Genomic DNA, 23,587 nt, shown 5'->3' with positions numbered 1-23,587 from the left:
TGTTTCCAGGGTGACCTAGAAGATGTCGTCGGTGGAGACGGGACCGTCTGTGGTCGCATCGTCACCGCCATACACCTGGTTGCCATCGGAGATCTGGCTCGCGTAGCGGGTGGGCTCTGTGCCCTCTTTGAAGAACTCCTCCGTGGTACTGCCATCGGCGCGATTGGTCAGCAGACCGGTTTCACGATCGATGCGGACCTGCATGATCCCTTCGGGGACCGGCATCTTGCGTTCGGGCACCTGGTGCAGAGCCGTCTTCATGAAGTCAATCCAGATGGGCTGGGCGGCACCGCCGCCAAACTCGGCCCGGCCCAGACCGCGCTGGTGGTTGTCAAAACCGATCCAGGAGGTGGCCACCAGATTCGGGGTATAGCCGGAGAACCAGGCATCCCGGGATTCGTTGGTGGTCCCCGTCTTGCCCGAGATGTCGTGACGCTTGAGGTCACGGGCTGCCCGCCAGCCGGTACCACGCCAGCCATTGCCACCCCAGATGGCGGTGGTCAGGGTGTCGGTGATGAGGAAGGCGCTCTGGGCACTGATGGTCTGCGGTGCCATGTTGTTGGGCACGACAGGATCGATGGGGCACTGGGCCTTCCAGTCTGCCGTGGTATTGGCATAGGCATCCGCGCTGTCGAGACCGGCGGCGGCCAGCACGCCGCAGTCGCGGCAGGCAGCGGCCGGGTTGGCCTCGAACAGGGGAGTGCCGAAGCTGTCGGTCACTTCGGTGATGAAGTAGGGGGTGACCTGGAAGCCGCCATTGGCCAGCACCGAGTAGCCACGCACCACTTCCAGCGGGGTAAACTCCGCCGCACCCAGCGCCAGGGATTCGTTGGCGGAAATGTGATCACGGGCGAAGCCGAAGCGGGTCAGGCCGTCGATATAGGTATCCAGCCCGATGGCGCGCATCAGCCGGACCGACATCACGTTCTTGGACTTGGCAAGACCGAGGCGCAAGGTGGTCGGCCCTTCATAGATGGCGGGCGAGTTCTTGGGCTGCCACATGGGGCCCTTGGCAGGATCCCACTGGTTGATCGGTGCATCGTTGATGAGGGACGCCAGGGTATAGCCCTGCTCCAGCGCGGTGGCATAGAGGAAAGGCTTGATGTTGGAGCCGACCTGACGACGGGCCTGATCGACCCGGTTGAACTTGGAGAGCTCGAAGCTGAAGCCGCCGACCAGGGCCTCGATGGCGCCGTCTTGCGGGTTCATGGCCACCAGGGCGGCGTTGACGTCGGGGATCTGGGAGAGCAGCAACTCTTCCCCTTTCTCCCTGACCCAGATCTGGGCGCCGACTTTGAGTACATCCCGCGCCGATTTCGGGGCAAAACCCTGGCGATCGTCGGTGATGAAGACGCGCGCCCACTTGATGCCATTCCAGCCCAGTTCGGCCTGTTTGCCATTCTTGAGCACCAGGGTGGCGCTCTTGTCGCCGAGCTGGGTGACCACGGCGGCCATCAGGGGCTGATAGGTCGGCTGCTTGGCCAGATGGGCCATGATCTGCTCGTAGTCCCAGGCCGTTTCACCGGCTTTCCACAGCAAGGCGGTCGGGCCACGGTAGCCGTGGCGGGTGTCGTAGTCGAAGACACCGTCCAGCAGCGCCTGATGGGCGGCGCGCTGACGCTTGGCGGTGACGGTGGTGTAGACGTGCAGCCCCATGGTGTAGGCATCTTCACCAAACTGCTCCACCATCTTCTGGCGTACCATCTCGCTCAGATAGGGGGCGTTCAGCGTAGTTTCGGCACCGTGAAAACGGGCCTTGACCGGCATCTTGGAGGCTTCGTCATACTGGGCCTGGGTGATCTTGCCGGTTTCCAGCATGCGACCCAGTACCACGTTGCGGCGAGCGAAGGCGCGCTCCGGGGAGCGGATCGGGTTCAGCATGGAGGGGGCCTTGGGGAGACCCGCGATGATGGCGATCTCGTCCAGGGTCAGATCCTTGACCTCCTTGCCGAAGTAGACCTGGGCGGCCGCGCCGACCCCGAATGCCCGGTAGCCGAGGGGGATCTTGTTGAGATAGAGGGTGAGGATCTCGTCCTTGGAGAGGTTCTGCTCGATACGCCAGGCGAGGAATACTTCCTTGATCTTGCGTACAAGAGTCTTCTCGTTGCTCAGGAAGAAGTTGCGGGCCACCTGCTGGGTAATGGTACTGGCGCCCTGACGCGCCTGGCCGGAGACGGCCCAGACGGTGGCGGCACGGATGATGCCGATGGGGTCAATGCCCGGGTGCTCATAGAAGCGGGCATCTTCGGTGGCGAGTACGGCATCGATCATGGACTGGGGAATTTCGTCCAGCCGCAGGGGGATGCGACGAATTTCGCCAAACTGGGAGATCAATTCCCCATCCCGGCTGTAGACCTTCATGGGGGTAGCCAGTTTGACATCGCGCAAGGCGCTGACGTCCGGCAACTGGGGCTTGATGTAGAAGTAGATGCCGATGAGGCTGGCAACGCCCAGCACAGCACCCAGCATCATGACAATAAACAGGCGAACGAGCCATTTCAGCATGGAAGAACTACCAATCGTCTTAAAATTAGCCAACGGGCGCAGAGTATAGCCTTTTTACCCTCGCGGATTCGAGGTTTTCCTGTCCGCAAACAGGCGACCCCGAGAAGAGGCGGGAGGGTAGCACTCCAGGGCACAATTACCAAGGGGGCCGCAATCAAGGCCGAAAGGAGAGGGGCGTCAACTTTTGACACAAACTTTATGACATTGATAGATAGAGCATTATATTGAGTTAAGCCGTCACATCATGACGCGCTGTCCTACAATAAGTCCGAAAACCCAATAACGCATGGATGTGTATATGTTTGGGCTATTAAGTAAGGGATCCCTCGTCTCCATGGCGGGCATTGATTTTGGCAGTCAAACCATCAAGGCCGTCACCATCAGCGGACGTCCCGGCAAGGTGCACCTCGGTTCGGTTGCCGAGATCCCCATGCCAAGAGGAACGCTGGTCGACTATCAACTTCAGGACATTGAACGGGTCAGTCAGTCCCTCAAGTCGCTCAAGCGGCTCGTGCAGGGGGATTGCCAGAACGTGGCCACGGCCGTGACCGGTTCCAATGTCATCACCAAGATCATTCAGGTCGATACCAACATCAACGAGAGCGAGCTGGAGAACCAGGTTCACCTGGAGGCAGAGCAGCTCATCCCCTTTCCCCTCGATGAAGTGAGCCTGGATTTTGAAATCCTCGGCATGGCGGGCGACAACGGGCGTCAGGAGGTCCTGCTCAGTGCCGCGCGGACCGAGAGCGTCAGTGGCCGGGTCAGTGCACTGACGGAGGCAGGCATGACGACCATGGTGGTGGATGTGGGGGCCCATGCGCTCGGACGCGCCGTGCTGGCCTGCCTGCCTGACCTGCAAACCTCGGAGAAACCGGTTGGCATCGTCGACATCGGTGCCAGCGCCCTGACTTTCGCCGCCCTGCTACGGGGCCAGGTCATCTATTCCCGGTTGCAGAATTTTGGTGGTGATCAATACAGCCAGGCATTGGCCTCTTTTTACAGCATGAGTATGGAAGAGGCGGAACTGGCCAAGCTCCAGGGCTCCTTGCCTGCGGATCATGAGGTGGATGTCCTGTTGCCTCACCTCAGCACCCTGGTGTTGCAGATACGGCGCAACGTGCAGCTGTTTTGCAGCTCTTCGGGGAACAAGGAGCTCTCCAGGCTTGTGCTGACCGGAGGGGGGAGCCTGCTGCCGGGGCTGGCCGGACAAATCGGCAGCGAGCTCAACTGCGACGTGCTGCACCCCGATCCCTTTGCACTCTTTGGCAAGCCGCAGGGAGAAGGGGGGCTGACTCATGGGGCCAAGTACATGACGGCGCTCGGGCTGGCACTGAGGAGCTTCACACCATGTCAAATATAAACCTTCTGCCCTGGCGGCAGGCTCGGGCGCAGCGTCAGAAGAAACAATTCGGCATCCTGTTCGGTCTGTTCCTGGCGGGGACGGCAGCCATCGCCTTTGCCGCAGACTGGCTGGTGCAGCAGCAGATCGGTTACCAGCAGCAGCGCAATCAGCGGTTGCAGCAGGAGATGGCAACCTTGGACACCCAGCTTGGGGAGATCAGGCTTCTCAAGGAGCGGCGCAAGGAGTTGATTGACCGCATGCAACTCATCGAGCAGTTGCAGATGCGCCGCAACATCCCTGTGCGTCTGTTCAATCAGCTGCCGGTGCTGGTCCCCAATGGGGTATATCTTGATAGCCTTGCCTTGCAAAACAACAAGATAGATGTGAAGGGAAAGACCGAAGCCTATGGCAGGGTTGCCAGCATGATGCGCCGAATCGACGGTTCCGACTGGCTGACACAATCCCAGCTCAGCACCATTTTCACGGCCGAGGTGGCCCCCATCGCCCTGAGCCAGTTCTCCATGATGTTCCAGATTGCCACGGCGCTACCCAACGTGGCTAAGGGGCAAAAATGAACCTGCAACAACTCAACGACCTGGATCTCAATGACATTGCCCGCTGGCCGCCGATCGCCAAGGGCATCTTTGTCTTCTTCTGCTGTGCTCTGCTTGGCGGGGCACTCTATTACTACGTGATTGCCAATTCCCTGGCGGCCCTGGGTCGTGAAGCCGCAAAAGAGACCGAGCTCAAGGGACAATTCGAGAGCAAGGCCATGCTGGCCGCGAACCTGGAAGCATACAGAAAGCAGATGGTCCAGCTGGAACATCTGGTCGACACCCAGCTCAAACAGCTGCCCAACACCCACGAAGTCGCCGGTTTGCTGGATGACATCAGCTTCATTGCCACCGACAACGGTTTGACATTGAACAGGATCAACTGGGAGCCAGAGGTGAAACACGAGTTCTCCACCGAGCTGCCCATGCGCATCGAGGTCGTGGGCACCTATCACGAACTTGGCAAGTTCACGGCGGACATGGCTGCTTTGCCCCGCATCGTGATCCTGGATTCTTTCCAGCTCAGCCAGGGGAAGGGGGGTGAGCTGATCGGTATGTCCATGCAGGCCAAGACCTACAAGTACAACGGCAAAACCGTGGAGAAAAAGCCATGAGCATGAGAGCGGGCGTACTTCTCTTGTCGGCGCTGCTGTTGACGGCCTGTGGGGGACAGGAGGACATGGATGAGTATGTCAAACAGACCAAGGCCAGAAAGCCGGTACCGATCGAACCTTTGCCGGAGATAAAGCCCTTCTCTCCCATGGTCTATCAACGCAGCGATCAGCGCAGTCCGTTTATTGCACCCCAGCCGGAAACCAGTTCCAGGCTGGACGCCAAGGCCAAGCCGGACTGTGCCCAGATAGTGGCCAATCGGGAAAAGGAGGTGCTGGAACGCTACTCGCTTGCCAGCCTGAGCATGAAAGGCTCCATCGGCAAGCAGGGGCAGTTGTGGGCATTGATCAAAACCCCGGACGGGCAAGCCGTGCGCGTCGGGCTCAACCAGCACATGGGGCTGGATCAGGGCAGGGTCATCAAGATAACGAACACGCATGTTGACTTGATGGAGACGGTACCGGATGGCAAAGGATGCTGGGTCACCCGAGAAACCCAGCTGGCCATGGCCAATCTCGACGCAAAACTATGATCAGGGATGAGCAGAGATGAGAACAACAATAAGAAGGATGACCGGTGTGGCGCTGCTGTGGCTGGGCGGATGCACTCAGGTGTGGGCAGTACCCGCGTTGCAGGAGGTCAAGGTGAATCCCCTGCTGGCCGATCAACTCCTGCTGGAGCTCAGCTTCAGCGAACCGGTCAGCGGTTTTACGGACAGGTTGACCTATGAACCCAATCAGCTTCTGCTGCACGTACCCGGGGCCATCGGTGCCCTGACGGTCAATCCCCTGCCCATCAAGCAGCAAGGGGTGAACAACCTCCTGGTGGAGGGGAAGGGGCAGGGGCTCGACATCAAGATCGCCCTCGATCAGCTCACCCCCTATCAGGTCCATCAGCAGGGCAATAAATTGCTGGTGGCGCTGGGAGACAAGGCAGGGCAGCCGGTCGCTTCCTCGGCGGCGCCTGTTGCAGCCAGCCAGTCTGCGCTCGTCAGAAGCCAGCCGGTGACTCAGTCTGCATTGATTGACACCCAGCGAGTTGCCCAGAACCAGTCCCAGTATCAGGCTCAGCCGGCCATGGCTGCCACACCTACTGTGGCTCCTTCGCCCGTTGCCCCCGGCAAGCCGGTGTTGTCCGTGTCTCAGGCAAACATGGGGGGCGCCTACTTCAACTCGGTCAAGGGCGTGGATTTTCGCCGTGGCAAGGAGGGGCAGGGGGAATTCCTCGTGACGCTGGACAACAGTTCGGCGGCGGTGGATGTCAGCAGCCGTGGTCAGAAAGTGCTGGCCAAGTTCCACGGTACCCGGGTGCCTGATGATCAGCTCAACCTCATCAATGTGCAGGACTTTGCTACCCCGGTCTCCCAGGTGGAGGTGTTCCGCCAGGGCAATGACACCCTGTTCGAGCTCTCGGTGAACGGCCAGTTTGACTACCGTTACGATCAGGCCGACAAGATGTTCATCATCGAGGTGAAAAAACGGGTGGCCACCACGGCGGCGAAGCAGTACCAAGGCAAGCCCATCTCATTGAACTTCCAGGATATTCCTGTTCGTACCGTGTTGCAGATCATCGCCGATTTCAACAATCTGAACCTGGTGACCACGGACTCGGTCTCCGGCAACATCACGCTGCGTCTCGATGGCGTGCCCTGGGAGCAGGCGCTGGACATCATCCTCAAGGTCAGAGGGCTGGACAAACGGCTGGATAACAACATCCTGCTGGTGGCGCCGGCGGACGAGATTGCCGCTCGCGAGAAACAGCAGATGGAGAGCCGCAACCAGGTGGCGGATCTCGCTCCCCTCTACACCGAGTATCTGCAGATCAACTATGCCAAGGCATCGGAAGTGGCGGCCCTGCTCTCTTCCGAGAGTACCAAGCTGCTCTCCCCCAGAGGGGCGGTCAGCGTGGATGAACGTACCAACGTGCTGGTGGTCAAGGACACGGCGGATGTCATCAGCAACGTCAAGCGGATGCTGGATATCCTCGATATCCCGGTCAAGCAGGTGGTGATCGAGGCGCGCATGGTGACCATTGATGATGGTTTCGATGAGGCTCTGGGGGTGCGCTGGGGGGTGACCAAGACAGACGGTCATGGCAACGGCACCTCGGGCACCATAGAGGGTAATGATGGCGCCGGAAACAATGATGGCAGTTCCACCATCACTCGCCCCAACGTAGAAGACAGACTCAACGTCAACCTGCCGGTGACCAACGCGGCCGGCACCCTGGCGTTCCAGGTCGCCCGTCTTGCCAATGGTACTCTGCTGGATCTTGAACTCTCGGCTCTGGAAAAGGAGAGCAAGGCCGAGATCATCGCCAGTCCGCGTGTCACCACGGCCAACCAGAAGCCGGCCCTGATCGAGCAGGGGACCGAGATCCCCTATGTGGAGTCCTCTTCCAGCGGGGCGACCTCGGTCACCTTCAAGAAGGCGGTACTGAGCCTCAAGGTCACGCCGCAGATCACCCCGGACAACAGGGTGATCCTGGACTTGACCGTGACTCAGGATACCAAGGGGGAAACCGTGCCGACCGGGACCGGGGATGCGGTGTCCATCAACGCCCAGTCCATCACCACCCAGGTGTTGGTCAACAACGGTGAAACTCTGGTGCTTGGCGGCATCTATCAACAGACCATCAAGAGTGATGTCAGCAAGGTGCCGCTGCTGGGGGATATCCCCGGGTTGGGCTATCTGTTCAAGAAAACCACCAGTGAAAACAAGAAGCGTGAACTGCTGATCTTCGTGACCCCGAGGATAGTGACCGACGCCCTCTGAAAACTTTACTTGTGAGAGTAAAACACATATAACCTTACGCCCCGATGAGGCTGGGGCGTAAGGGCTGCGGTTGCCAGTCCTGGTTTCTACTGAGATAATCCCCCTCCTGATCCAACGCAAGATAAGGTTCATAGGTACCCCGGTCGAGTGTTTACCGGGGCCATACAGTTTGTAATTACTAACGAAAAGACATGGCTGAGAAACGCAATATTTTCCTGATAGGTCCCATGGGTGCGGGCAAGAGCACCATAGGTAGACATCTGGCAGAACAACTGCACATGGAGTTTTTCGACTCAGATCATGAGATTGAGCGCCGCAGTGGTGCCGATATCGGCTGGGTGTTCGATGTTGAAGGCGAAGAAGGTTTCCGGATCCGCGAAGAGAAGGTGATCGGTGAGCTCGCCGAACAGCAGGGTATCGTGCTGGCAACGGGTGGCGGTGCCATCAAGAGCCGTGAAACCCGCAACAAACTCTCCGCACGCGGCATCGTGGTCTACCTCGAAACCACCATTGAAAAGCAATTGGCGCGAACCCAGAGAGACAAGCGTCGTCCCTTGCTGCAAACCGAAGAGCCGCCCCGTGAAGTGCTTGAGCGTCTTGCGCAAGAGCGCAACGCCCTGTACGAAGAGGTTGCCGATTTTGTCATCCAGACGGATGACCAGAGTGCCAAAGTTGTCGCTAATCAAATCGTCAAGTTGATTGGTATGTAATTCATTAGAGGACGTCCATGGAAAGGTTGAAGGTCGAACTGGGTGAACGCAGCTACCCGATAGAGATAGCTGCCGGTCTGCTGCAACGCCCCGAGGTACTGGCGCAGACGATCAAGGGCAAGCGGGTCATGATAGTGACCAATACCGTGGTCGCGCCCCTGTATCTTGAACAGATCATTCAGTTGCTGTCCGGTTTTCAGGTGGAACACCTGATCCTGCCCGATGGCGAGGCCTACAAAACCCTGGCGACCTTCGAGCGGATCATGTCTGCTCTGCTGGAAACCAGCCATGGTCGTGATACCACTCTGATCGCTCTGGGGGGCGGTGTGATAGGTGATGTTGTCGGCTTTGCTGCGGCAAGCTACCAACGAGGCATTCCGTTTATTCAGGTGCCTACCACGCTGCTCTCCCAGGTTGACTCTTCCGTCGGCGGCAAGACCGCCGTCAACCATCCTCTCGGCAAGAACATGGTGGGTGCCTTCTATCAGCCCAAGCATGTGATCATCGATACCGACTGCCTCAAGACCCTGCCTGCCCGGGAATTTGCCGCCGGCATGGCCGAGGTGATCAAATACGGCATCATCTGGGATGCCGCCTTCTTCTCCTGGCTCGAAACCAACATGACTCGCCTGCAGCGCCTCGACGGTGATGCACTCTCCTATGCCATTCGCCGCTGCTGCGAGATCAAGGCCGATGTGGTCGGTCAGGACGAGACCGAGCACGGCGTGCGCGCCTTGCTGAACCTGGGACATACCTTCGGCCATGCCATCGAGGCGGAGAAGGGTTATGGCAACTGGCTGCACGGTAAAGCCGTGGCGGCGGGAACCATGCTGGCGGCCGAGACGGCCCTGGCCCGTGGCGACATGACGGCGCAAGAGGTGGCACGAGTCCGCGATCTGCTGTTGGCCGCCGATTTGCCGGTCAAGGCACCGTCCGATATGGATTTTGCCGCCTTTATTCGCCATATGCGCCGTGACAAGAAGGTGCTGGAAGGCAAACTGAGGCTGGTGCTGCCGATCGGGATCGGACAGGCCCAGGTCGTGGCCGATGTGACAGACGAGCAATTGATGGCGGTGATCGAGTCTGGTCGTGACCACTAATAAATTGCTCAAGCTGCCTTCTCAGCGGCAGTTGGTTGACCGGCTGCTGCACCTGATCGAGTTCAACCACCCCTTTGTTTTTCTCTCCGGCAAGCCAGGCAGTGGCCGTGGCACACTGTGCGAGTCGCTGCTTGCCCAACTGCCCGATGCGGTGCGGGTGGCCAGCCTCATCGGCAGCCCGTCCATGAAGATGGCGGATGTGCGCCAGTTGCTGCTGCAGCAGGTCGTGGCACGTCCCCTGTTCAACGCGCAGGATGCCCTGGCGGACAGCTTCTTTCGCATGGTGGGTGACAAGCCTGCCAGACTGCTGCTCATCATCGAACGTGCCGATACCTTGCCTGCCGAGCTGGTGGGGGAGTTGTGGGCGCTCTGTCGTCACAACGATACCCTGGCATCTCCTCATAAACTGGCCATCCTGCTCTCGGGTGATGACGCCTGGTGTCGCAACCAGAAGGCGCTCCTCAAGGGACGGGCCATGCCAGCCCTCGAGCTGGAGGTCGCGCCACTGAGCGCTCCTGAGCAACGTATCTTCTTGTATGAGAAGGCCAAAGAGCTCAAGATCCCGACTGCCCTCTTGCCCAAGCCGAAAGTGGAAGAGATCCTGAATGGGGCGGGCGGACATCCGTCAGCCATCATGCAGTTACTGGAGGATACCATGACCGACAGAAGGCCCAAGAAACGTCAGGCCGAGTTGCCCGTCAAGAAGATAGCGATCGTGCTTGCCCTGGTGGCGGGCGGGTTGCTGGCCCTGAGCTATCTGCCCCTGTTCGACAGTGCAGGCCAGTACCCCGCCCAGGCACCGTCCCAGGGGACGGCGTTGCCCGATCCCGTCTCAAGCGATCCTGTGAACGTCGGTGCGGCGAGCGGGGCCTTGGGTACTCAGGCGAGCAGTGGCGCCGCTGCCATCCCGTCAGGGAATCAGGTTGCCCGCGATTGGCAGTCCGATGCCAAGCCCTTGCCCAAGAAGGTCGAAAGCGAGACGGTCACCACGGAGTCAACCAACTATGAGGGGCGCCGGGTCGTCATCTCCGACGAAGTGGTCGAGAAATTGATGAACCAGCCTAACGTCAGCGGCGCCTTGCCCACGGCCGTGGTGGATGAGCTGGTGGGGAGCGGTTCCCGTGCGGTCCCGACCGGAACGACGGCCCAGGTCAAGAATCCGGCCCCGAACAGTGTCCCGGCCCGGACAGAGGCTCAACCGGCCAGTGGCGCGCAGACAGCGCCGGTCGCGGCCCCAGCGGCCAAGGTGGCGTTGACGCCGGTGGCGACTCTCAACAAGAAGCCGAAGAATCACTACAGCATCCAGTTGATGGGGGCGAGCAACACCAAGGCGGTAGACAGCTTTGTGGCCGAGCATGGCTTGGCGGGCAAGGTGTGGGTCTACAAGACCCGCTTCCGTGGCAGTCCCTGGTATGTAGTGGTGCAGGGAGACTACGCCAGCAGTGCCCAGGCCAAGGCGGCCATTCGCAAGCTGTCGCCTGCCTTGCTCAAGGGACAACCCTGGCCCAAGTCATTCGCCCAGATACAAAAAGAATTGAAGCAATAGCCAGCCACCCGAGGAAGGGGGTAGAATCACCCCCCTTTTTTGGGCATAGCCTTGTCAACACCGGACTTCCATGAAAAAAACACGCGCGTTTTTAAAATGGGCCGGGGGAAAATACTCCCTGGTCGAAGAGATCGCCGAGCGTTTGCCGGCCGGGCGTGTGTTGCTGGAGCCCTTCGTCGGGGCCGGATCCGTGTTTCTCAACACGGATTACGACGCCTATGTGCTCAACGACATCAATCCGGATCTCATTGGCCTCTACAACCACCTCAAGCAGCAGCCGGACAGCTTCATCAGCGAGGCCCGCAAGCTGTTCGTGGCCGAGCACAACCACAAGACCGCCTATTATCGGCTGCGTACCCAGTTCAACCAGACCGCGGCCGGGTTTGAACGGGCTCAGTTGTTCCTGTTTTTGAATCGCCATGGTTTCAACGGCTTGTGCCGTTACAACAAGAAGGGGGGGTTCAACGTTCCCTTCGGTTCCTACAAGAAACCCTACTTCCCGGAGAAAGAGCTGTGGGCCTTTGCCGAGAAGGCGCAGAAGGCGACGTTCATTTGTGAAAGCTATGCCGACGCCATGGCCCGTGCAGAGGAAGACTGGGTGATCTACTGCGATCCGCCCTATGCCCCCCTCTCCACCACGGCGAGTTTCACCACCTATTCGGCAGGCGGTTTCACCCTGGACGATCAGGCGCTGCTGGCCAGGCTGGCTCGCCACACCGCCGCCCATAAAGGGGTGCCCGTGCTCATCAGCAACCATGACATCGAGTTGACCCGCGAGCTCTATCGTGGCGCCCGGCTCGACGAGATCCTGGTCAAGCGTACCATCAGCCGCAACGGCGGTGGTCGCAACAAGGTGGCCGAGCTGCTGGCGCTCTATCCGCCCGGCATCGAGCCCGAACAGGGCTATTATCCCGGTGAGGCGGAGCTGGTTGCCGTCGGCTGAGTGAACAACGGTCCCTGAGGGGGCCGTTGTCATTTCTGATGCTGCCGCTGGCATTCCGTGAGCCGCGCCTGGCATCGTGTGCCAGCCATGGTGCCGGAGCGGCGTGTTCTGTAGATGCGGGTCGTTTTCATCGCCCTTTTGCGATAAAATTGCGCCGTTTTTTCTGCCACGCTGCCAATGGATGACGCTGATGAAAGACTTTCTGATTGCCCCCTCTATCCTCTCCGCCGACTTTGCCCGTCTGGGTGAGGATGTGGCCAAGGTGCTGGCCGCCGGGGCCGACGTGGTCCATTTCGATGTGATGGACAACCATTATGTCCCCAACCTGACCATAGGCCCCATGGTCTGTCAGGCGCTGCGCGATTACGGCATCGAAGCGCTCATCGACGTGCACCTGATGGTCAAGCCGGTGGATCGCATCGTGCCTGATTTTGCCAAGGCCGGTGCCAGCCTGATCACCTTCCACCCGGAAGCCTCCGATCACGTGGATCGCACCCTGGGCCTCATCAAGGAGCAGGGTTGCCAGGCTGGTCTGGTGCTGAACCCCGCGACCCCGCTCACCTGCCTGGAGTACGTGATGGACAAGCTGGACGTGATCCTGCTGATGTCGGTCAACCCGGGCTTTGGCGGTCAGAGCTTCATCCCCGGCACCCTCGACAAGCTGCGCCAGGTGCGCCGCCTGATCGACGAGAGCGGCCGCGACATTCGCCTGGAAATCGATGGCGGGGTCAAGGTCGACAACATTCGCGAGATTGCCGAGGCGGGTGCCGACATGTTCGTGGCGGGCTCTGCCATCTTCGGCAAGCCGGATTACAAGGCGGTGATCGACCAGATGCGCGCGGAGCTTGCCCATGTCCGTCGCTGATCGCCCCTTTGACCTGGTGCTGTTCGATCTGGATGGCACCCTGATTGACAGCGCCCCGCAACTGGCGCTGGCGGTCAACCGTACCCTGGCGGAGCTGGGGTTGGCCGAGGCCGACGAGTCCGTGGTGCGTACCTGGGTCGGCAACGGCGCCGACAAGCTGATCCAGCGGGCTCTCGATTACCGCGACGCCCCGAAGCAGTTTGCCAAGGCCCGCCCCCTGTTCGATCGTCACTATCAGGCCTGTCTGCTGGAAGGCCTGGGGATGTATGAAGGGGTCGAGCAGAGCCTGCGTCGCCTGCAACGGCTCGGCTATCGCCAGGCCGTGGTGACCAACAAACCGAGTCACTTCGTGCAGCCCATTCTGGAGGCCCTCGGCATCAGCGACTGTTTCGCACTCTGGCTCGGGGGCAACTGCGTACCCGTCAAGAAGCCGAGCCCGGAGCCGCTGTTGCACGCCTGCCACGAGCTGGGTGTCAGCCCGTCCCGCACCCTGATGGTGGGGGATTCCGAAAATGACGTGCTGGCCGCCCAGGCCGCCGGCATGAAGGTGGTGGGGCTCACCTATGGCTACAACTATGGCCGCCCTATCGCAGACTCCCGCCCCGACTGGGTTTGCGAGCAGTTTGCCGAACTCGACGCCCTGCTGGTCTGATCCAGACCGGGCTGGCGGATAACAAGGATTACTACTCTGATGACTAAACCAATCGTATTGAGCGGTGCCCAACCCTCGGGCCAGCTGACCATCGGCAACTACATGGGAGCCCTGCGTCAGTGGGTCAGCATGCAGGATGACTTCGACTGCCTCTATTGCATCGTCGATCTGCACGCCATCACCACCCGCCAGGATCCGGCCGCCTTGCGCAAGGCGTGCCTCGACGCCGCCGCCCTCTATCTGGCGGTGGGCATCGACCCGGCCAAGAGCACCGTCTTCATCCAGTCCCACGTGCCCCAGCACGCCGAGCTCGGCTGGATCCTGAACTGCTACACCCAGATGGGCGAGCTGTCGCGCATGACCCAGTTCAAGGACAAGTCCGCCCGTTTCGAGAACAACGTCAACGTCGGCCTGTTCGGTTATCCGGTGCTGATGGCAGCCGACATTCTGCTTTATCAGGCCAATCAGGTGCCGGTTGGCAATGACCAGAAGCAGCATCTGGAGCTGACCCGCGACATCTGCACCCGCTTCAACAACCTCTATGGCGAAGTCTTCACCCTGCCGGAACCCTTCATTCCGACCGAAGGGGCCCGGGTGATGAGCCTGCAGGACCCGACCAAGAAGATGTCCAAGTCCGACGACAACGAGGCCAACTTCATCGGCTTGCTGGAAGATCCCAAGCAGATCGTCAAGAAGATCAAGCGGGCGATGACCGACTCCGACGAGCCGGCCGTGGTGCGTTTTGATCCCGAAAACAAGCCGGGGGTCTCCAATCTGCTGACCCTGATGTCCGGTGTGACCGGCCGCTCCATCCCGGAGCTGGAGCAGCACTTCGAAGGCAAGATGTACGGCCACCTCAAGAGTGAAACGGCCGATGCCGTGGTCGCCTTGCTGGAACCCATCCAGGCGCGCTTCCGCGAGCTGCGTCAGGATGAGGCCCATCTGCAGGCCATTTTGGCGGCTGGCGCACAAAAGGCGCGTGAAAGGGCTGAAAAAACCCTGATCAGCGTATATGATGTCGTCGGCTTCGTTCCTCGAGCCTGACATACTGGGAAGGTGTAGTAGAAGAGAGCTGGGTGGATGCCTGGCTTTCTTTGTTTTACACCTTCCGGTTTGTCGCAACCTCCCCAATGTCAAACACGGGCTTTGCCCCAAGAGAAAGCATGTCTGTCGAATCACAAACCCTGAGTGAAGAGTTGGGTGACAAGGGTCACTGGCTGCGCAAGTTTCGCAAGGCCAAGAGCCTCAATACCTTGCAGTTGATGGTCTCCAACGCCATCGACAAACACCACAAGACCCCGGCCATCGCGGCTGCCATCTATCTGGCCGAGTGCCAGCGGGAACGGGAACTGGAACAGGGCCGTTATCTGGACCGCTGAGGTCCGTTGCCAGCCCTTGCCAAGGTGACTCCTTCCCATCTGCCTGTCACGTCCTGTACCCTTTTCCCGGTCGCCTCCCGTCTCTTTTATCTTGCCATCCTGACATGGAGCGGCTGATGCTGCCCGGTCGGGGACAGGCCTACCGCCGGGTGGGGTCGACAGGCCCGGATCGCCATTGAAGAGCGAACAGACTGCACAGCAGGTGAGGTGATCGCCGGTTTATTAACGCAAAGAGACATGCCAGAATGCGCGGCGTTTGTCTGCCCGCCCTCGCAACGGGTTGTCCGCTCACCGTCTCTGTCTTATTCCCAGGGTGTTTGCATGCTGCTACTCATCGACAACTACGACTCCTTTACCTGGAACCTGGTGCAATACTTCGGCGCTCTGGGGCAAGAGGTGGTGGTCAGGCGCAACGATGAGCTGAGCCTGGAGGAGATAGCCCGGCTTGCCCCCCGCCATCTGGTGATCTCTCCCGGCCCCTGCACGCCAAACGAGGCGGGCATCTCTTTGGCCGCCATCTCCCGTTTTGCCGGCGAGATCCCCATCCTCGGCGTCTGTCTCGGCCATCAGTCCCTGGCACAGGCCTTTGGTGCCCGGGTGGTGCGTGCCCGTCAGGTGATGCACGGCAAGACTTCTCTCATCCGTCACAAAGGGGAGGGGGTGTTCAAGGGGATCAACAACCCGCTGCGGGTGACCCGCTATCATTCTCTGGTGGTGGAGGCGGCGTCGCTCCCCGACTGTTTTGAGGTCACCGCCTGGAGCGAACATGCCGACGGCAGCCAGGACGAGATCATGGGGCTGCGGCATAAAACGCTGGCGCTGGAGGGAGTGCAGTTCCATCCGGAGAGTATTCTGAGCGAACAGGGGCACCAGTTGCTGGCCAACTTTTTGGCCGTTTCCTGAAAAAATTGCGATGTCTGTCTCAAAACCGTCATGAGGCAAAAAAAAATTTCCCTGAGACTTTATTCACCCTCCTCCCTGTCCAAATTATCTCTTGCCAACACCCCCTGAGCCGTTATGCAATGCGGTTGCCTAAAATCTCAAAGGCAATCGAACATTGTTCCTTATAGGCGGTTAAGTTACAGACTTTTTACTTTTTTTCTGTGATAATTCCGCCACGTTTACACGGATTTAACTTTTGGGCGGTGGATTATTCTGCCGCGAGATAGCAGGAGAGCAATATGTCAGAGTTGTTGGCAGTGACACGTGAAGTGTTTGATGAAGTGATGGTTCCCAACTATGCGCCGGCCAAAATCATCCCGGTGCGCGGCGAGGGGTCACGTGTCTGGGATCAGGAAGGCCGCGAGTATGTGGATTTCGCGGGCGGGATCGCGGTCAATGGCCTGGGCCATTGCCATCCCAAACTGGTCGAGGCCCTGAAATCCCAGGGTGAGAAGCTGTGGCACCTCTCCAACGTGATGACCAACGAGCCGGCCCTGCGCCTGGCCAAGAAACTGGTCGCCGCCACCTTCGCCGAGAAGGTCTATTTCTGCAACTCCGGCGCCGAAGCGAACGAAGCGGCCCTCAAGCTGGCCCGCCGCTACGCCATCGAGAAGTTCGGGGCCCACAAGACCCAGATCATCGCCTTCCACCAGGGCTTCCACGGCCGTACCTTCTTTACCGTCAGCGTCGGCGGCCAGGCTGCCTACTCCGATGGCTTCGGTCCCAAGCCTGCCGACATCACCCACGTCGCCTACAACAACCTGGAGGAGCTGGCTGCCGTCATCTCCGACAACACCTGCGCCGTGGTGATGGAGCCGCTGCAGGGCGAGGGTGGCATCATCAGCCCCACCGACGAGTTTGCCAAGGGTGTGCGCGAGTTGTGCGACAAGCACAACGCCCTGCTGGTTTATGACGAGGTGCAATCCGGTGTCGGTCGAACCGGCGAGCTGTTTGCCTATATGGGCCTGGGCATCACCCCGGACATCCTCACCAGCGCCAAGGCGCTGGGCGGCGGCTTCCCCATCGGGGCCATGCTGACCACCACCGAGATCGCCTCCCACCTGAAAGTGGGCACTCACGGCTCCACCTACGGCGGCAACCCGCTGGCGTGTGCCGTGGCCGAGGCGGTGATCGACGTGGTCAACACCCCGGCAGTGCTGAGCGGCATCAAGCAGCGCGAGCAGCTGTTCCGCGAAGGGCTGGAAGCCATCAACGCCAAGTACCACTGCTTCAGCGAAGTGCGCGGCAAGGGCCTGCTGCTGGGCGCCGTGCTCAACGATGACTTCAAGGGCCGCTCCCGCGACTTCCTGCTCGCCTCCATCGACCAGGGCCTGATGGCGCTGGTTGCCGGTACCAATGTGGTGCGTTTTGCCCCCTCCCTGGTGATCCCGGAAGCGGACATCAAGGAAGGGCTGGCCCGGTTCGAGAAAGCGGTCGCTCAGGTGGTCAACGCCTGATCCAAATTGAGGTGGGGAGACCTCCCGGCAGGAGCCGGGACCCCACCTGTCGTCAATGAAAGGGAGTTGTCATTTATGTTGGTTATCCGTCCTATCGAGCAGCGCGACTTCGCCGGCCTCAAGACCTGTGCCATCGAATCCGGCACCGGCATGACATCCTTGCCGGTCAACGACGAGCTGCTGCAACGCAAGATCGATGCCTCGACCCAGACCTTCCTGGACAAGCCCGCTGGCAAGGGCGAGTGCCTCTATTTCTTCGTGGCCGAGGATCTGGAGACCGGGGAGATGGTCGGTACCTGCGCCATCGACGCGGCGGTCGGCCTGTCCCAGGCGTTCTACAACTATCACATCGGCAAGGTGGTGCACTCCTCTCCCAAGCTCGGCATCTACAATGTCGTGGAAACCCTCACCCTCTCCAACGACTACACCGGCAATTCCGAGCTCTGCACCCTGTTTCTGCGTGAATGCGCCCGCGAGGGGCTCAACGGCCGTCTGCTCTCCAAGCACCGTTTCCTGTTCATGGCCGAACACCCCGAGCTGTTTGACAGTACCGTCTTTGCCGAGATGCGTGGTGTCTCCGATGGCAACGGCCACAGCCCCTTCTACGAGTGGCTGCAAAAACATTTCTTCTCGATGGATTTTCCCACCGTCGACTATCTCACCGGTATCGGCAAGAAGCGCTTCATCGCCGAGCTGATGCCCAAGTACCCCATCTACGTCAATCTGCTGAGCAACGAGGCGCGCGCCGTCATCGGCAAGACCCACGAAAAGACCCGGCCTGCCCTCAAGATGCTGCAGGATGAGGGGTTCGTGAATCGCGGTTATGTCGACATCTTCGACGCCGGCCCCACCGTCGAGTGCGAGGTGAAGAACATTCGCAGCGTGCGCCGCAGCCAGAAGCTGGCGGTGCTGGTGGGTGAGCCCATCGGTGGCCATACCTACCTCATCTGCAACACCAGGTTCGAGCAATACCGCGCCTGCTACGGCAACATCCGGGTCGATCTGGACAAGCACGAAGCCATCATTCCACCCAAGATGGCGGCCGCCCTCAAGGTGGAAAATGGCGACATGGTGCGCGTCGTCGATCTGGATTGACCCGCCCCGCAGCACAGCATTGAGACAGGCTGCCGAGGCGGCCTGCGTACCCACAGGGAGTGAATTGATGATGTCTTTAGTCCAGTTTATCGATGGCCAGTGGTTGGCCGGTGAAGGCAAGCCGTTCGAATCCATCGACCCGGCCAAAAACGAGGTGATCTGGCGTGGTGAGGCGGCAAGCCAGTCCCAGGTGGATGCGGCCGTCAAGGCGGCCCGCACGGCCTTCTACCATTGGTCCGATCTGGCCCTTGAAGAGCGCCTTGCCATCGTGCGCCGCTATGCCGACCTGCTCGGCGAGCACAAGGAGGCGCTGGCCCTGACCATCGCCCGTGAAACCGGCAAGCCCCTGTGGGAGACCCGCACTGAAGTGGCGGCCATGCAGGGCAAGATTGCCATCTCCATCCGTGCCCATGACGAGCGTACCGGCACGGTGGAAAACCCCATGCCGGGCGCCAAGGCGTTCGTGCGCCACAAGCCCCATGGCGTCGTGGCCGTGTTCGGCCCCTACAACTTCCCGGGCCACCTGCCCAACGGCCACATTGTGCCAGCGCTCATCGCCGGCAATGCGGTCGTGTTCAAGCCTTCCGAGCTGACCCCCATGGTGGCTGAAGCCATGGTCAAGGTGTGGCAGGAGGCGGGGCTGCCCAAGGGGGTGCTCAACCTGGTGCAGGGGGAGGTCGACACCGGCAAGGCGCTGGCGGGCAATACGGACATCGACGGCCTCTTCTTCACCGGCTCCTCCCGTACCGGCCACTTCCTGCATCAGCAGTTTGCCGGCCAGCCGGGCAAGATCCTGGCACTGGAGATGGGTGGCAACAACCCGCTGATCGTGAAAGATGTGAGCGACATCGACGGCGCCGTCCATGCCATCGTGCAGTCCGCCTTCATTACCTCCGGCCAGCGCTGCACCTGCTCGCGCCGTCTGTTTGTCGAGCGCGGCGAGCGGGGCGATGCCCTGGTCAAGCGCCTGGTGGAGGTGGTCGGCCAGATCAAGGTCGGCCTCTATGACGCCGCCGAGCAGCCGTTCATGGGCGCCATGATCAGCGAGAAGGCCGCCCTCGGCATGGTCGAGGCGCAAGCCAACCTGCAGCGCCTCGGTGGCGAAAGCCTGCTTGCCCTCAAGCACCTGGAAGCGGGCACCGGCTTTGTCTCCCCGGGCATCATCGACGTGACGGCAGTCGCGGCCCTGCCAGATGAGGAGTACTTCGGCCCGCTGCTGCAGCTCATTCGCTACGACGACTTCGATGCGGCCATCGAGAAGGCGAACGCCACCAGTTTCGGTCTCTCGGCCGGCCTGCTCGGTGACAACGAAGCGGACTGGAACCACTTCTTCAAGCGCATCCGTGCCGGTATCGTCAACTGGAACAAGCCCATTACCGGTGCTTCCAGTGCCGCCCCCTTCGGCGGCATCGGTGCCTCCGGCAACCACAGAGCGAGCGCCTACTACGCCGCCGACTACTGTGCTTACCCGGTCGCCTCCGTCGAAGACAGCAAGGCTGCTATGCCGGATCAGCTGTCTCCCGGCCTGACCTTCTGATAACAAGAAAATAAAAGAGGGGCACCCAGAGGTGCCCCTGTCTGTACCCGCAATCAAAGGAAAGAGAGATGCAAAAGGATATCGACACCCTGTTTGGCCATCTGTGGGACAACTACATTCAAGTCACTCCCAGTGCCCACAAGGTACATCAACTGCTGGGGGGCGGTGCGCCCATCATCAATGATCACGTGGCATTCCGTACCTACAACCTGCCCAAGCTCGGCCTCGAGAAGCTGGCGGCCCACTTCCGTGCCCTGGGGTACGAGGAGAAGGGGGAGTACGTGTTCAAGGCCAAGAAGCTCTATGCCAAGCACTTCGAACACGCGGACCCGGACGCACCCAAGGTGTTCATCAGCGAACTGAAGGTGGAAGAGCTCTCCGAGACGGCCCAGGCCATCATCCACAAGCTGGTGGATCAGGTGCCCGATCACCTGACCGATACAGCGGCCTTCCTCTATGCCGGCGCGCCCTGGCAGGTCTCCCACACCGACTACCAGACTCTGCTGGCGGAGAGCGAGTACGCGGCCTGGATGGCGGCCTGGGGCTACCGTGCCAACCACTTCACCGTCAACATCAACCGCCTGGCCGACTTCGACACCATCGAGCAGGTCAACGCCGCGCTCAAGGCGGCGGGCTTCGTGCTCAACACCGTCGGTGGCGAGGTGAAGGGGGATCCCGAGGTGATGCTGGAGCAATCTTCCACCATGGCGGACAAGGCCGAGGTGGCCTTCAGCGACGGCGTGCGCGCCATCCCGAGCTGCTTCTACGAATTCGCCCTGCGCTACCCCCAGGCGGACGGCGTGCTCTACCCGGGCTTCGTCGAGGCCTCGGCCGACAAGATCTTTGAATCCACCAACGCCATGTAATCAGGCCATGTAGCCCGGCCCAAGTGGTTGAATTACCAAGAAACGCCTCCATTCGGAGGCGTTTTTGCTGACATGATGGCTATCCAATTCATCCCGATTTGACGACCCGAAAGGCTTCTAAATTCTCCTTATCAGAGTGTTGTGTATCCAATAAATGTAATAGGAGGCCTTGATGATCTCAGCGAAAAAAATACTACAAATTCACCGATGTATTGCGCGTTGGTTGGAGAAAGAGCCTCCAACTAAATTTCATATGCGCCGTGTGGTACAGATCCTGGACTGGGTTAGTCTACTGGTCACGCAAGATCAAATCAGAGAGGGCTATGAGCCCTGTGTTTTTTCCAGAGCAGCCGAGCTATTTTATCTTATTACCTCGGAACGGCCATTTCGCCATAATAATGTTCTGACTGCTCTATGTGCGGCTGAGTGGTGGCTCAGACGCAATGGAGTTGACCTTGAAGATCTATCGCTGGATGATCTACAAGTACTCACTGAAAAAGTAAATGATGATTATCGAGGCTCACTCTTCTCGGCTTGTAACGACTTTGCAATGGATTATCGATTTTGGTTTGCTATGCATAGTAAACCAAAGTCTGACCATAGCATTGGGATAAACGATACAATAAGGTCCATGAGTCTCACCTTTGCCGAGATAAACTGAGAACTTATATCATCATAAAATTACTTGTTTGTAATAACTGACACATAAAATTTTTCTGTAAGGAGCCAAAATGAGAGCCGTCTCTTCCCGTGCGTTGAGGCATCAGCGTCGTCATCGAAAAAATCGAATAAAAATAGGAAGTCGAAATGAAGCCAATCAACTAAATGTTGTGTTTTTTACTGGTGCTGGTTTGTCTGCCGAGAGTGCTATACCCACCTTCAGAGGTGGGGATGGGCTCTGGCAGCAGAGTGATAATATTCAATACTCTCAAGTAAGTTGCTTGGAAACCGATCTGGATAAATTCTTATCCTTTCACAACCAACGGCGAAGGGCTATGTTGAGAGCATTTCCTTCACAGGCTCATTACTTGATGGCCGAGCTACAACAGAGATATAACGTCAGGTTCATCACCCAGAATATTGATGATCTTCACGAAAGGGCTGGTGGCCACAGTGTTATTCATCTGCACGGTTCTATTCAGTTTATGGTGCCAAAAGGATTTCGTCACCAAAAATATCGCCTACCATGGCATAAAGATATTAATGTGGGCGACCGTTGTCTTCGTACTGGATCGCAGTTGCGTCCCGATATTGTCTTGTTTGGAGAAACAATTTATGACTACCTGCAGGCTCGTCGTTGGCTATGCGAGGCTGATATCGTGGTCATTGTCGGCACCAGCCTACTGGTTGAACCCGCTAGCTCTTTACTGGGTAACATTAATCCTATGGCCAAAGTCTATTACATCAATCCCGAATCGTGGTCATCATCTCTTCTACCATTTCCAGGCAAGCAGATCATTGAACGAGCCACTGATGGAATGGATCGCCTGTTGAATGAAATAAGCAATAGTTGATAATGATGTTGATACAGTTCAAATGGTTTTACTAAATAGCTGTTCCGAATAGTAGATCACCGGAGGAAGGGAACTCAGTCCAGTTTGTGCGATCTGATTAGTCGCTAAACAAAACAAGCCACACCCAAAGGACTGAGTTGATGCCTATCCTACCACCTCTGCCACGACCACAACGGCGCCGCATTCACAAAATCATCCATGCCACCCGTGATAAAGGACATGCTCGTCGCTTGATGGCCATCTTGCTGTTACATGAAGGACGCACGATCACCGATGTTCATCACCTTACCGGCGCTGCGCGCTCGACCATCGGTCGTTGGCTTCGGTGGTATCGAGATGAAGGCATAGATGCGCTAGAAGCCTTACCGGCTGGCCGTGCCCCAGTCTTACCTATCGCCAAGATTGTCACCCTACTGGTGCTGCTCATGCAGTTTTCTCCGCAAGATTTTGGTTATCAGCGCAGCCGTTGGTGTACTGAACTATTGGCTATAAAAATCAATCGGTTAACAGGGCTCAATGTGGCAGCCTCCACGCTCCGCCGATGGTTACCTCGTATGGGCATTGTCTGGCGCAGGCCCGTGCCGACCTTGCGGATAAAAGACCCAGCCTATCAGGAAAAAATGGCGAATATCGACGCCGCGCTGGCCCGCTGTGATGCCGATAATCCGGTGTTTTATGAGGATGAAGTCGATATAGACCTCAATCCCAAATTAGGAGCCGACTGGATGTTCAGAGCGCAGCAAAAGCGGGTTGTCACACCGGGGCAGAATGCCAAGCATTATCTGGCAGGCGTTCTCCACGCAGGCAACGGAAGGGTACTTTACGTCAGCGGGATCAAGAAAAACTCATCGCTGTTTATTGCCATGCTGGAAAAGCTGCGCCACCACTACCGACGAGCCAAAACCATCACGTTGATCCTCGATAACTACATCATTCACAAAAGCAAACAGACCGAGCGATGGTTGAAGAAGAATCCCAAGTTCTGCCTGGTGTTCCAGCCAGTTTACAGCCCTTGGGTTAATCACATAGAACGGCTATGGCACAAGTTACATGAAACCATCACGCGCAATCATCAATGCAGAGGGATGGCAAACCTGCTGGCCCGAGTGAAACACTTCATGGATACCGTGTCTCCTTTCCCGGGGAATGGCTATGGCACAGCGAAGGTGTAGCACTATTGGGATCAGTTATTTA

Annotated in this window: 22 protein-coding genes; 21 read left to right on the top strand and 1 reads right to left on the bottom strand. The window is 58.9% G+C overall.

Annotated elements, in window-relative coordinates; all coding sequences use genetic code 11:
• Positions 1–15: 15 nt before the first annotated feature.
• Positions 16–2,505 carry a penicillin-binding protein 1A gene (locus AB5Y54_RS12275; protein WP_368153874.1) on the bottom strand — a complete coding sequence of 830 codons (2,490 nt, stop codon included), beginning with the start codon at positions 2,503–2,505 and terminating at the stop codon, positions 16–18.
• A 298-nt stretch (positions 2,506–2,803) separates the two neighbouring features.
• On the opposite strand from AB5Y54_RS12275, the gene tapM reads away from it, so the two are divergent.
• The 21 genes from tapM to AB5Y54_RS12170 all read left to right on the top strand — a co-directional run bounded on the left by tapM (position 2,804) and on the right by AB5Y54_RS12170 (position 23,565).
• A complete protein-coding gene (gene tapM / locus AB5Y54_RS12270; protein WP_041215627.1) occupies positions 2,804–3,865 on the top strand; it encodes a PilM family type IVa pilus assembly protein TapM in 1,062 nt (353 codons plus the stop codon).
• A complete protein-coding gene (tapN, locus tag AB5Y54_RS12265; RefSeq protein ID WP_041215626.1) occupies positions 3,853–4,422 on the top strand; it encodes a PilN family type IV pilus biogenesis protein TapN in 570 nt (189 codons plus the stop codon). Before tapM ends, tapN begins: the two co-directional genes overlap by 13 nt.
• The gene (gene tapO, locus AB5Y54_RS12260; protein ID WP_041212566.1) at positions 4,419–5,015 is read left to right on the top strand and encodes a PilO family type IV pilus biogenesis protein TapO; all 597 of its coding nucleotides are present in this window, start codon (positions 4,419–4,421) and stop codon (positions 5,013–5,015) included. Before tapN ends, tapO begins: the two co-directional genes overlap by 4 nt.
• Positions 5,016–5,017: 2 nt before the next feature.
• A complete protein-coding gene (locus tag AB5Y54_RS12255) occupies positions 5,018–5,545 on the top strand; it encodes a pilus assembly protein PilP (RefSeq protein WP_039039609.1) in 528 nt (175 codons plus the stop codon).
• 16 nt (positions 5,546–5,561) lie between these two features.
• A complete protein-coding gene (locus AB5Y54_RS12250) occupies positions 5,562–7,787 on the top strand; it encodes a type IV pilus secretin PilQ (RefSeq protein ID WP_202040746.1) in 2,226 nt (741 codons plus the stop codon).
• A gap of 191 nt (positions 7,788–7,978) precedes the next feature.
• Positions 7,979–8,497 (top strand): shikimate kinase AroK, encoded by a 519-nt coding sequence (aroK, locus tag AB5Y54_RS12245; RefSeq protein ID WP_010673824.1) that lies wholly within the window; start codon positions 7,979–7,981, stop codon positions 8,495–8,497.
• A 17-nt stretch (positions 8,498–8,514) separates the two neighbouring features.
• Positions 8,515–9,597, top strand: a complete 1,083-nt coding sequence (gene aroB, locus AB5Y54_RS12240) for a 3-dehydroquinate synthase (RefSeq protein ID WP_368153873.1) — start codon at positions 8,515–8,517, stop codon at positions 9,595–9,597.
• Positions 9,587–11,143: an SPOR domain-containing protein gene (locus AB5Y54_RS12235; protein WP_201984906.1), complete on the top strand. Its 1,557-nt coding sequence runs from the start codon at positions 9,587–9,589 to the stop codon at positions 11,141–11,143. The genes aroB and AB5Y54_RS12235 overlap by 11 nt, the downstream gene beginning before the upstream one ends.
• A gap of 70 nt (positions 11,144–11,213) precedes the next feature.
• Complete coding sequence (locus tag AB5Y54_RS12230) at positions 11,214–12,086, top strand: Dam family site-specific DNA-(adenine-N6)-methyltransferase (RefSeq protein WP_029314124.1); 873 nt, start codon at positions 11,214–11,216, stop codon at positions 12,084–12,086.
• A 190-nt stretch (positions 12,087–12,276) separates the two neighbouring features.
• The gene (gene rpe, locus AB5Y54_RS12225; protein WP_010673828.1) at positions 12,277–12,951 is read left to right on the top strand and encodes a ribulose-phosphate 3-epimerase; all 675 of its coding nucleotides are present in this window, start codon (positions 12,277–12,279) and stop codon (positions 12,949–12,951) included.
• Complete coding sequence (locus tag AB5Y54_RS12220) at positions 12,938–13,603, top strand: phosphoglycolate phosphatase (RefSeq protein WP_201984905.1); 666 nt, start codon at positions 12,938–12,940, stop codon at positions 13,601–13,603. Before rpe ends, AB5Y54_RS12220 begins: the two co-directional genes overlap by 14 nt.
• Before the next feature lie 39 nt (positions 13,604–13,642).
• Entirely contained in the window at positions 13,643–14,647 is a 1,005-nt protein-coding gene (gene trpS, locus AB5Y54_RS12215) for a tryptophan--tRNA ligase (protein WP_010673830.1), read from the top strand.
• 119 nt (positions 14,648–14,766) lie between these two features.
• Positions 14,767–14,982: a hypothetical protein gene (locus AB5Y54_RS12210; RefSeq protein WP_010673831.1), complete on the top strand. Its 216-nt coding sequence runs from the start codon at positions 14,767–14,769 to the stop codon at positions 14,980–14,982.
• Between the two features lie 321 nt (positions 14,983–15,303).
• Entirely contained in the window at positions 15,304–15,885 is a 582-nt protein-coding gene (locus tag AB5Y54_RS12205) for an aminodeoxychorismate synthase component II (protein WP_201984904.1), read from the top strand.
• A gap of 278 nt (positions 15,886–16,163) precedes the next feature.
• The gene (locus AB5Y54_RS12200; protein ID WP_039039586.1) at positions 16,164–17,381 is read left to right on the top strand and encodes an aspartate aminotransferase family protein; all 1,218 of its coding nucleotides are present in this window, start codon (positions 16,164–16,166) and stop codon (positions 17,379–17,381) included.
• A gap of 75 nt (positions 17,382–17,456) precedes the next feature.
• Entirely contained in the window at positions 17,457–18,476 is a 1,020-nt protein-coding gene (gene astA, locus AB5Y54_RS12195; RefSeq protein WP_039039587.1) for an arginine N-succinyltransferase, read from the top strand.
• A gap of 67 nt (positions 18,477–18,543) precedes the next feature.
• On the top strand, positions 18,544–20,013 hold the full coding sequence (gene astD, locus AB5Y54_RS12190) for a succinylglutamate-semialdehyde dehydrogenase (RefSeq protein ID WP_201984903.1): 1,470 nt from the start codon (positions 18,544–18,546) through the stop codon (positions 20,011–20,013).
• Positions 20,014–20,081: 68 nt separating this feature from the next.
• Positions 20,082–20,879 (top strand): DUF1338 domain-containing protein, encoded by a 798-nt coding sequence (locus tag AB5Y54_RS12185; RefSeq protein WP_201984901.1) that lies wholly within the window; start codon positions 20,082–20,084, stop codon positions 20,877–20,879.
• A gap of 172 nt (positions 20,880–21,051) precedes the next feature.
• Entirely contained in the window at positions 21,052–21,540 is a 489-nt protein-coding gene (locus AB5Y54_RS12180; RefSeq protein ID WP_368153871.1) for a hypothetical protein, read from the top strand.
• 70 nt (positions 21,541–21,610) lie between these two features.
• The gene (locus AB5Y54_RS12175) at positions 21,611–22,393 is read left to right on the top strand and encodes a Sir2 family NAD-dependent protein deacetylase (protein WP_201984899.1); all 783 of its coding nucleotides are present in this window, start codon (positions 21,611–21,613) and stop codon (positions 22,391–22,393) included.
• A 140-nt stretch (positions 22,394–22,533) separates the two neighbouring features.
• On the top strand, positions 22,534–23,565 hold the full coding sequence (locus AB5Y54_RS12170) for an IS630-like element ISAhy2 family transposase (RefSeq protein WP_001809438.1): 1,032 nt from the start codon (positions 22,534–22,536) through the stop codon (positions 23,563–23,565).
• Positions 23,566–23,587 lie beyond the last annotated feature (22 nt).

It is taken from the genome of Aeromonas sp. s9 (assembly GCF_040907765.1).
Classification (GTDB): Bacteria; Pseudomonadota; Gammaproteobacteria; order Enterobacterales; family Aeromonadaceae; genus Aeromonas; species Aeromonas caviae.
The sequence above is the reverse complement of the archived record's forward strand: the minus strand, read 5'-3'. Positions and strand labels throughout refer to the sequence as shown.

Coding starts and splice junctions, on each gene's coding strand:
- AB5Y54_RS12275 (WP_368153874.1), bottom strand. CDS start 2,505: ATGCTGAAATGGCTCGTTCGCCTGTTTATTGTCATGATGCTGGGTGCT.
- tapM (WP_041215627.1), top strand. CDS start 2,804: ATGTTTGGGCTATTAAGTAAGGGATCCCTCGTCTCCATGGCGGGCATT.
- tapN (WP_041215626.1), top strand. CDS start 3,853: ATGTCAAATATAAACCTTCTGCCCTGGCGGCAGGCTCGGGCGCAGCGT.
- tapO (WP_041212566.1), top strand. CDS start 4,419: ATGAACCTGCAACAACTCAACGACCTGGATCTCAATGACATTGCCCGC.
- AB5Y54_RS12255 (WP_039039609.1), top strand. CDS start 5,018: ATGAGAGCGGGCGTACTTCTCTTGTCGGCGCTGCTGTTGACGGCCTGT.
- AB5Y54_RS12250 (WP_202040746.1), top strand. CDS start 5,562: ATGAGAACAACAATAAGAAGGATGACCGGTGTGGCGCTGCTGTGGCTG.
- aroK (WP_010673824.1), top strand. CDS start 7,979: ATGGCTGAGAAACGCAATATTTTCCTGATAGGTCCCATGGGTGCGGGC.
- aroB (WP_368153873.1), top strand. CDS start 8,515: ATGGAAAGGTTGAAGGTCGAACTGGGTGAACGCAGCTACCCGATAGAG.
- AB5Y54_RS12230 (WP_029314124.1), top strand. CDS start 11,214: ATGAAAAAAACACGCGCGTTTTTAAAATGGGCCGGGGGAAAATACTCC.
- rpe (WP_010673828.1), top strand. CDS start 12,277: ATGAAAGACTTTCTGATTGCCCCCTCTATCCTCTCCGCCGACTTTGCC.
- AB5Y54_RS12220 (WP_201984905.1), top strand. CDS start 12,938: ATGTCCGTCGCTGATCGCCCCTTTGACCTGGTGCTGTTCGATCTGGAT.
- trpS (WP_010673830.1), top strand. CDS start 13,643: ATGACTAAACCAATCGTATTGAGCGGTGCCCAACCCTCGGGCCAGCTG.
- AB5Y54_RS12210 (WP_010673831.1), top strand. CDS start 14,767: ATGTCTGTCGAATCACAAACCCTGAGTGAAGAGTTGGGTGACAAGGGT.
- AB5Y54_RS12205 (WP_201984904.1), top strand. CDS start 15,304: ATGCTGCTACTCATCGACAACTACGACTCCTTTACCTGGAACCTGGTG.
- AB5Y54_RS12200 (WP_039039586.1), top strand. CDS start 16,164: ATGTCAGAGTTGTTGGCAGTGACACGTGAAGTGTTTGATGAAGTGATG.
- astA (WP_039039587.1), top strand. CDS start 17,457: ATGTTGGTTATCCGTCCTATCGAGCAGCGCGACTTCGCCGGCCTCAAG.
- astD (WP_201984903.1), top strand. CDS start 18,544: ATGATGTCTTTAGTCCAGTTTATCGATGGCCAGTGGTTGGCCGGTGAA.
- AB5Y54_RS12185 (WP_201984901.1), top strand. CDS start 20,082: ATGCAAAAGGATATCGACACCCTGTTTGGCCATCTGTGGGACAACTAC.
- AB5Y54_RS12180 (WP_368153871.1), top strand. CDS start 21,052: ATGATCTCAGCGAAAAAAATACTACAAATTCACCGATGTATTGCGCGT.
- AB5Y54_RS12175 (WP_201984899.1), top strand. CDS start 21,611: ATGAGAGCCGTCTCTTCCCGTGCGTTGAGGCATCAGCGTCGTCATCGA.
- AB5Y54_RS12170 (WP_001809438.1), top strand. CDS start 22,534: ATGCCTATCCTACCACCTCTGCCACGACCACAACGGCGCCGCATTCAC.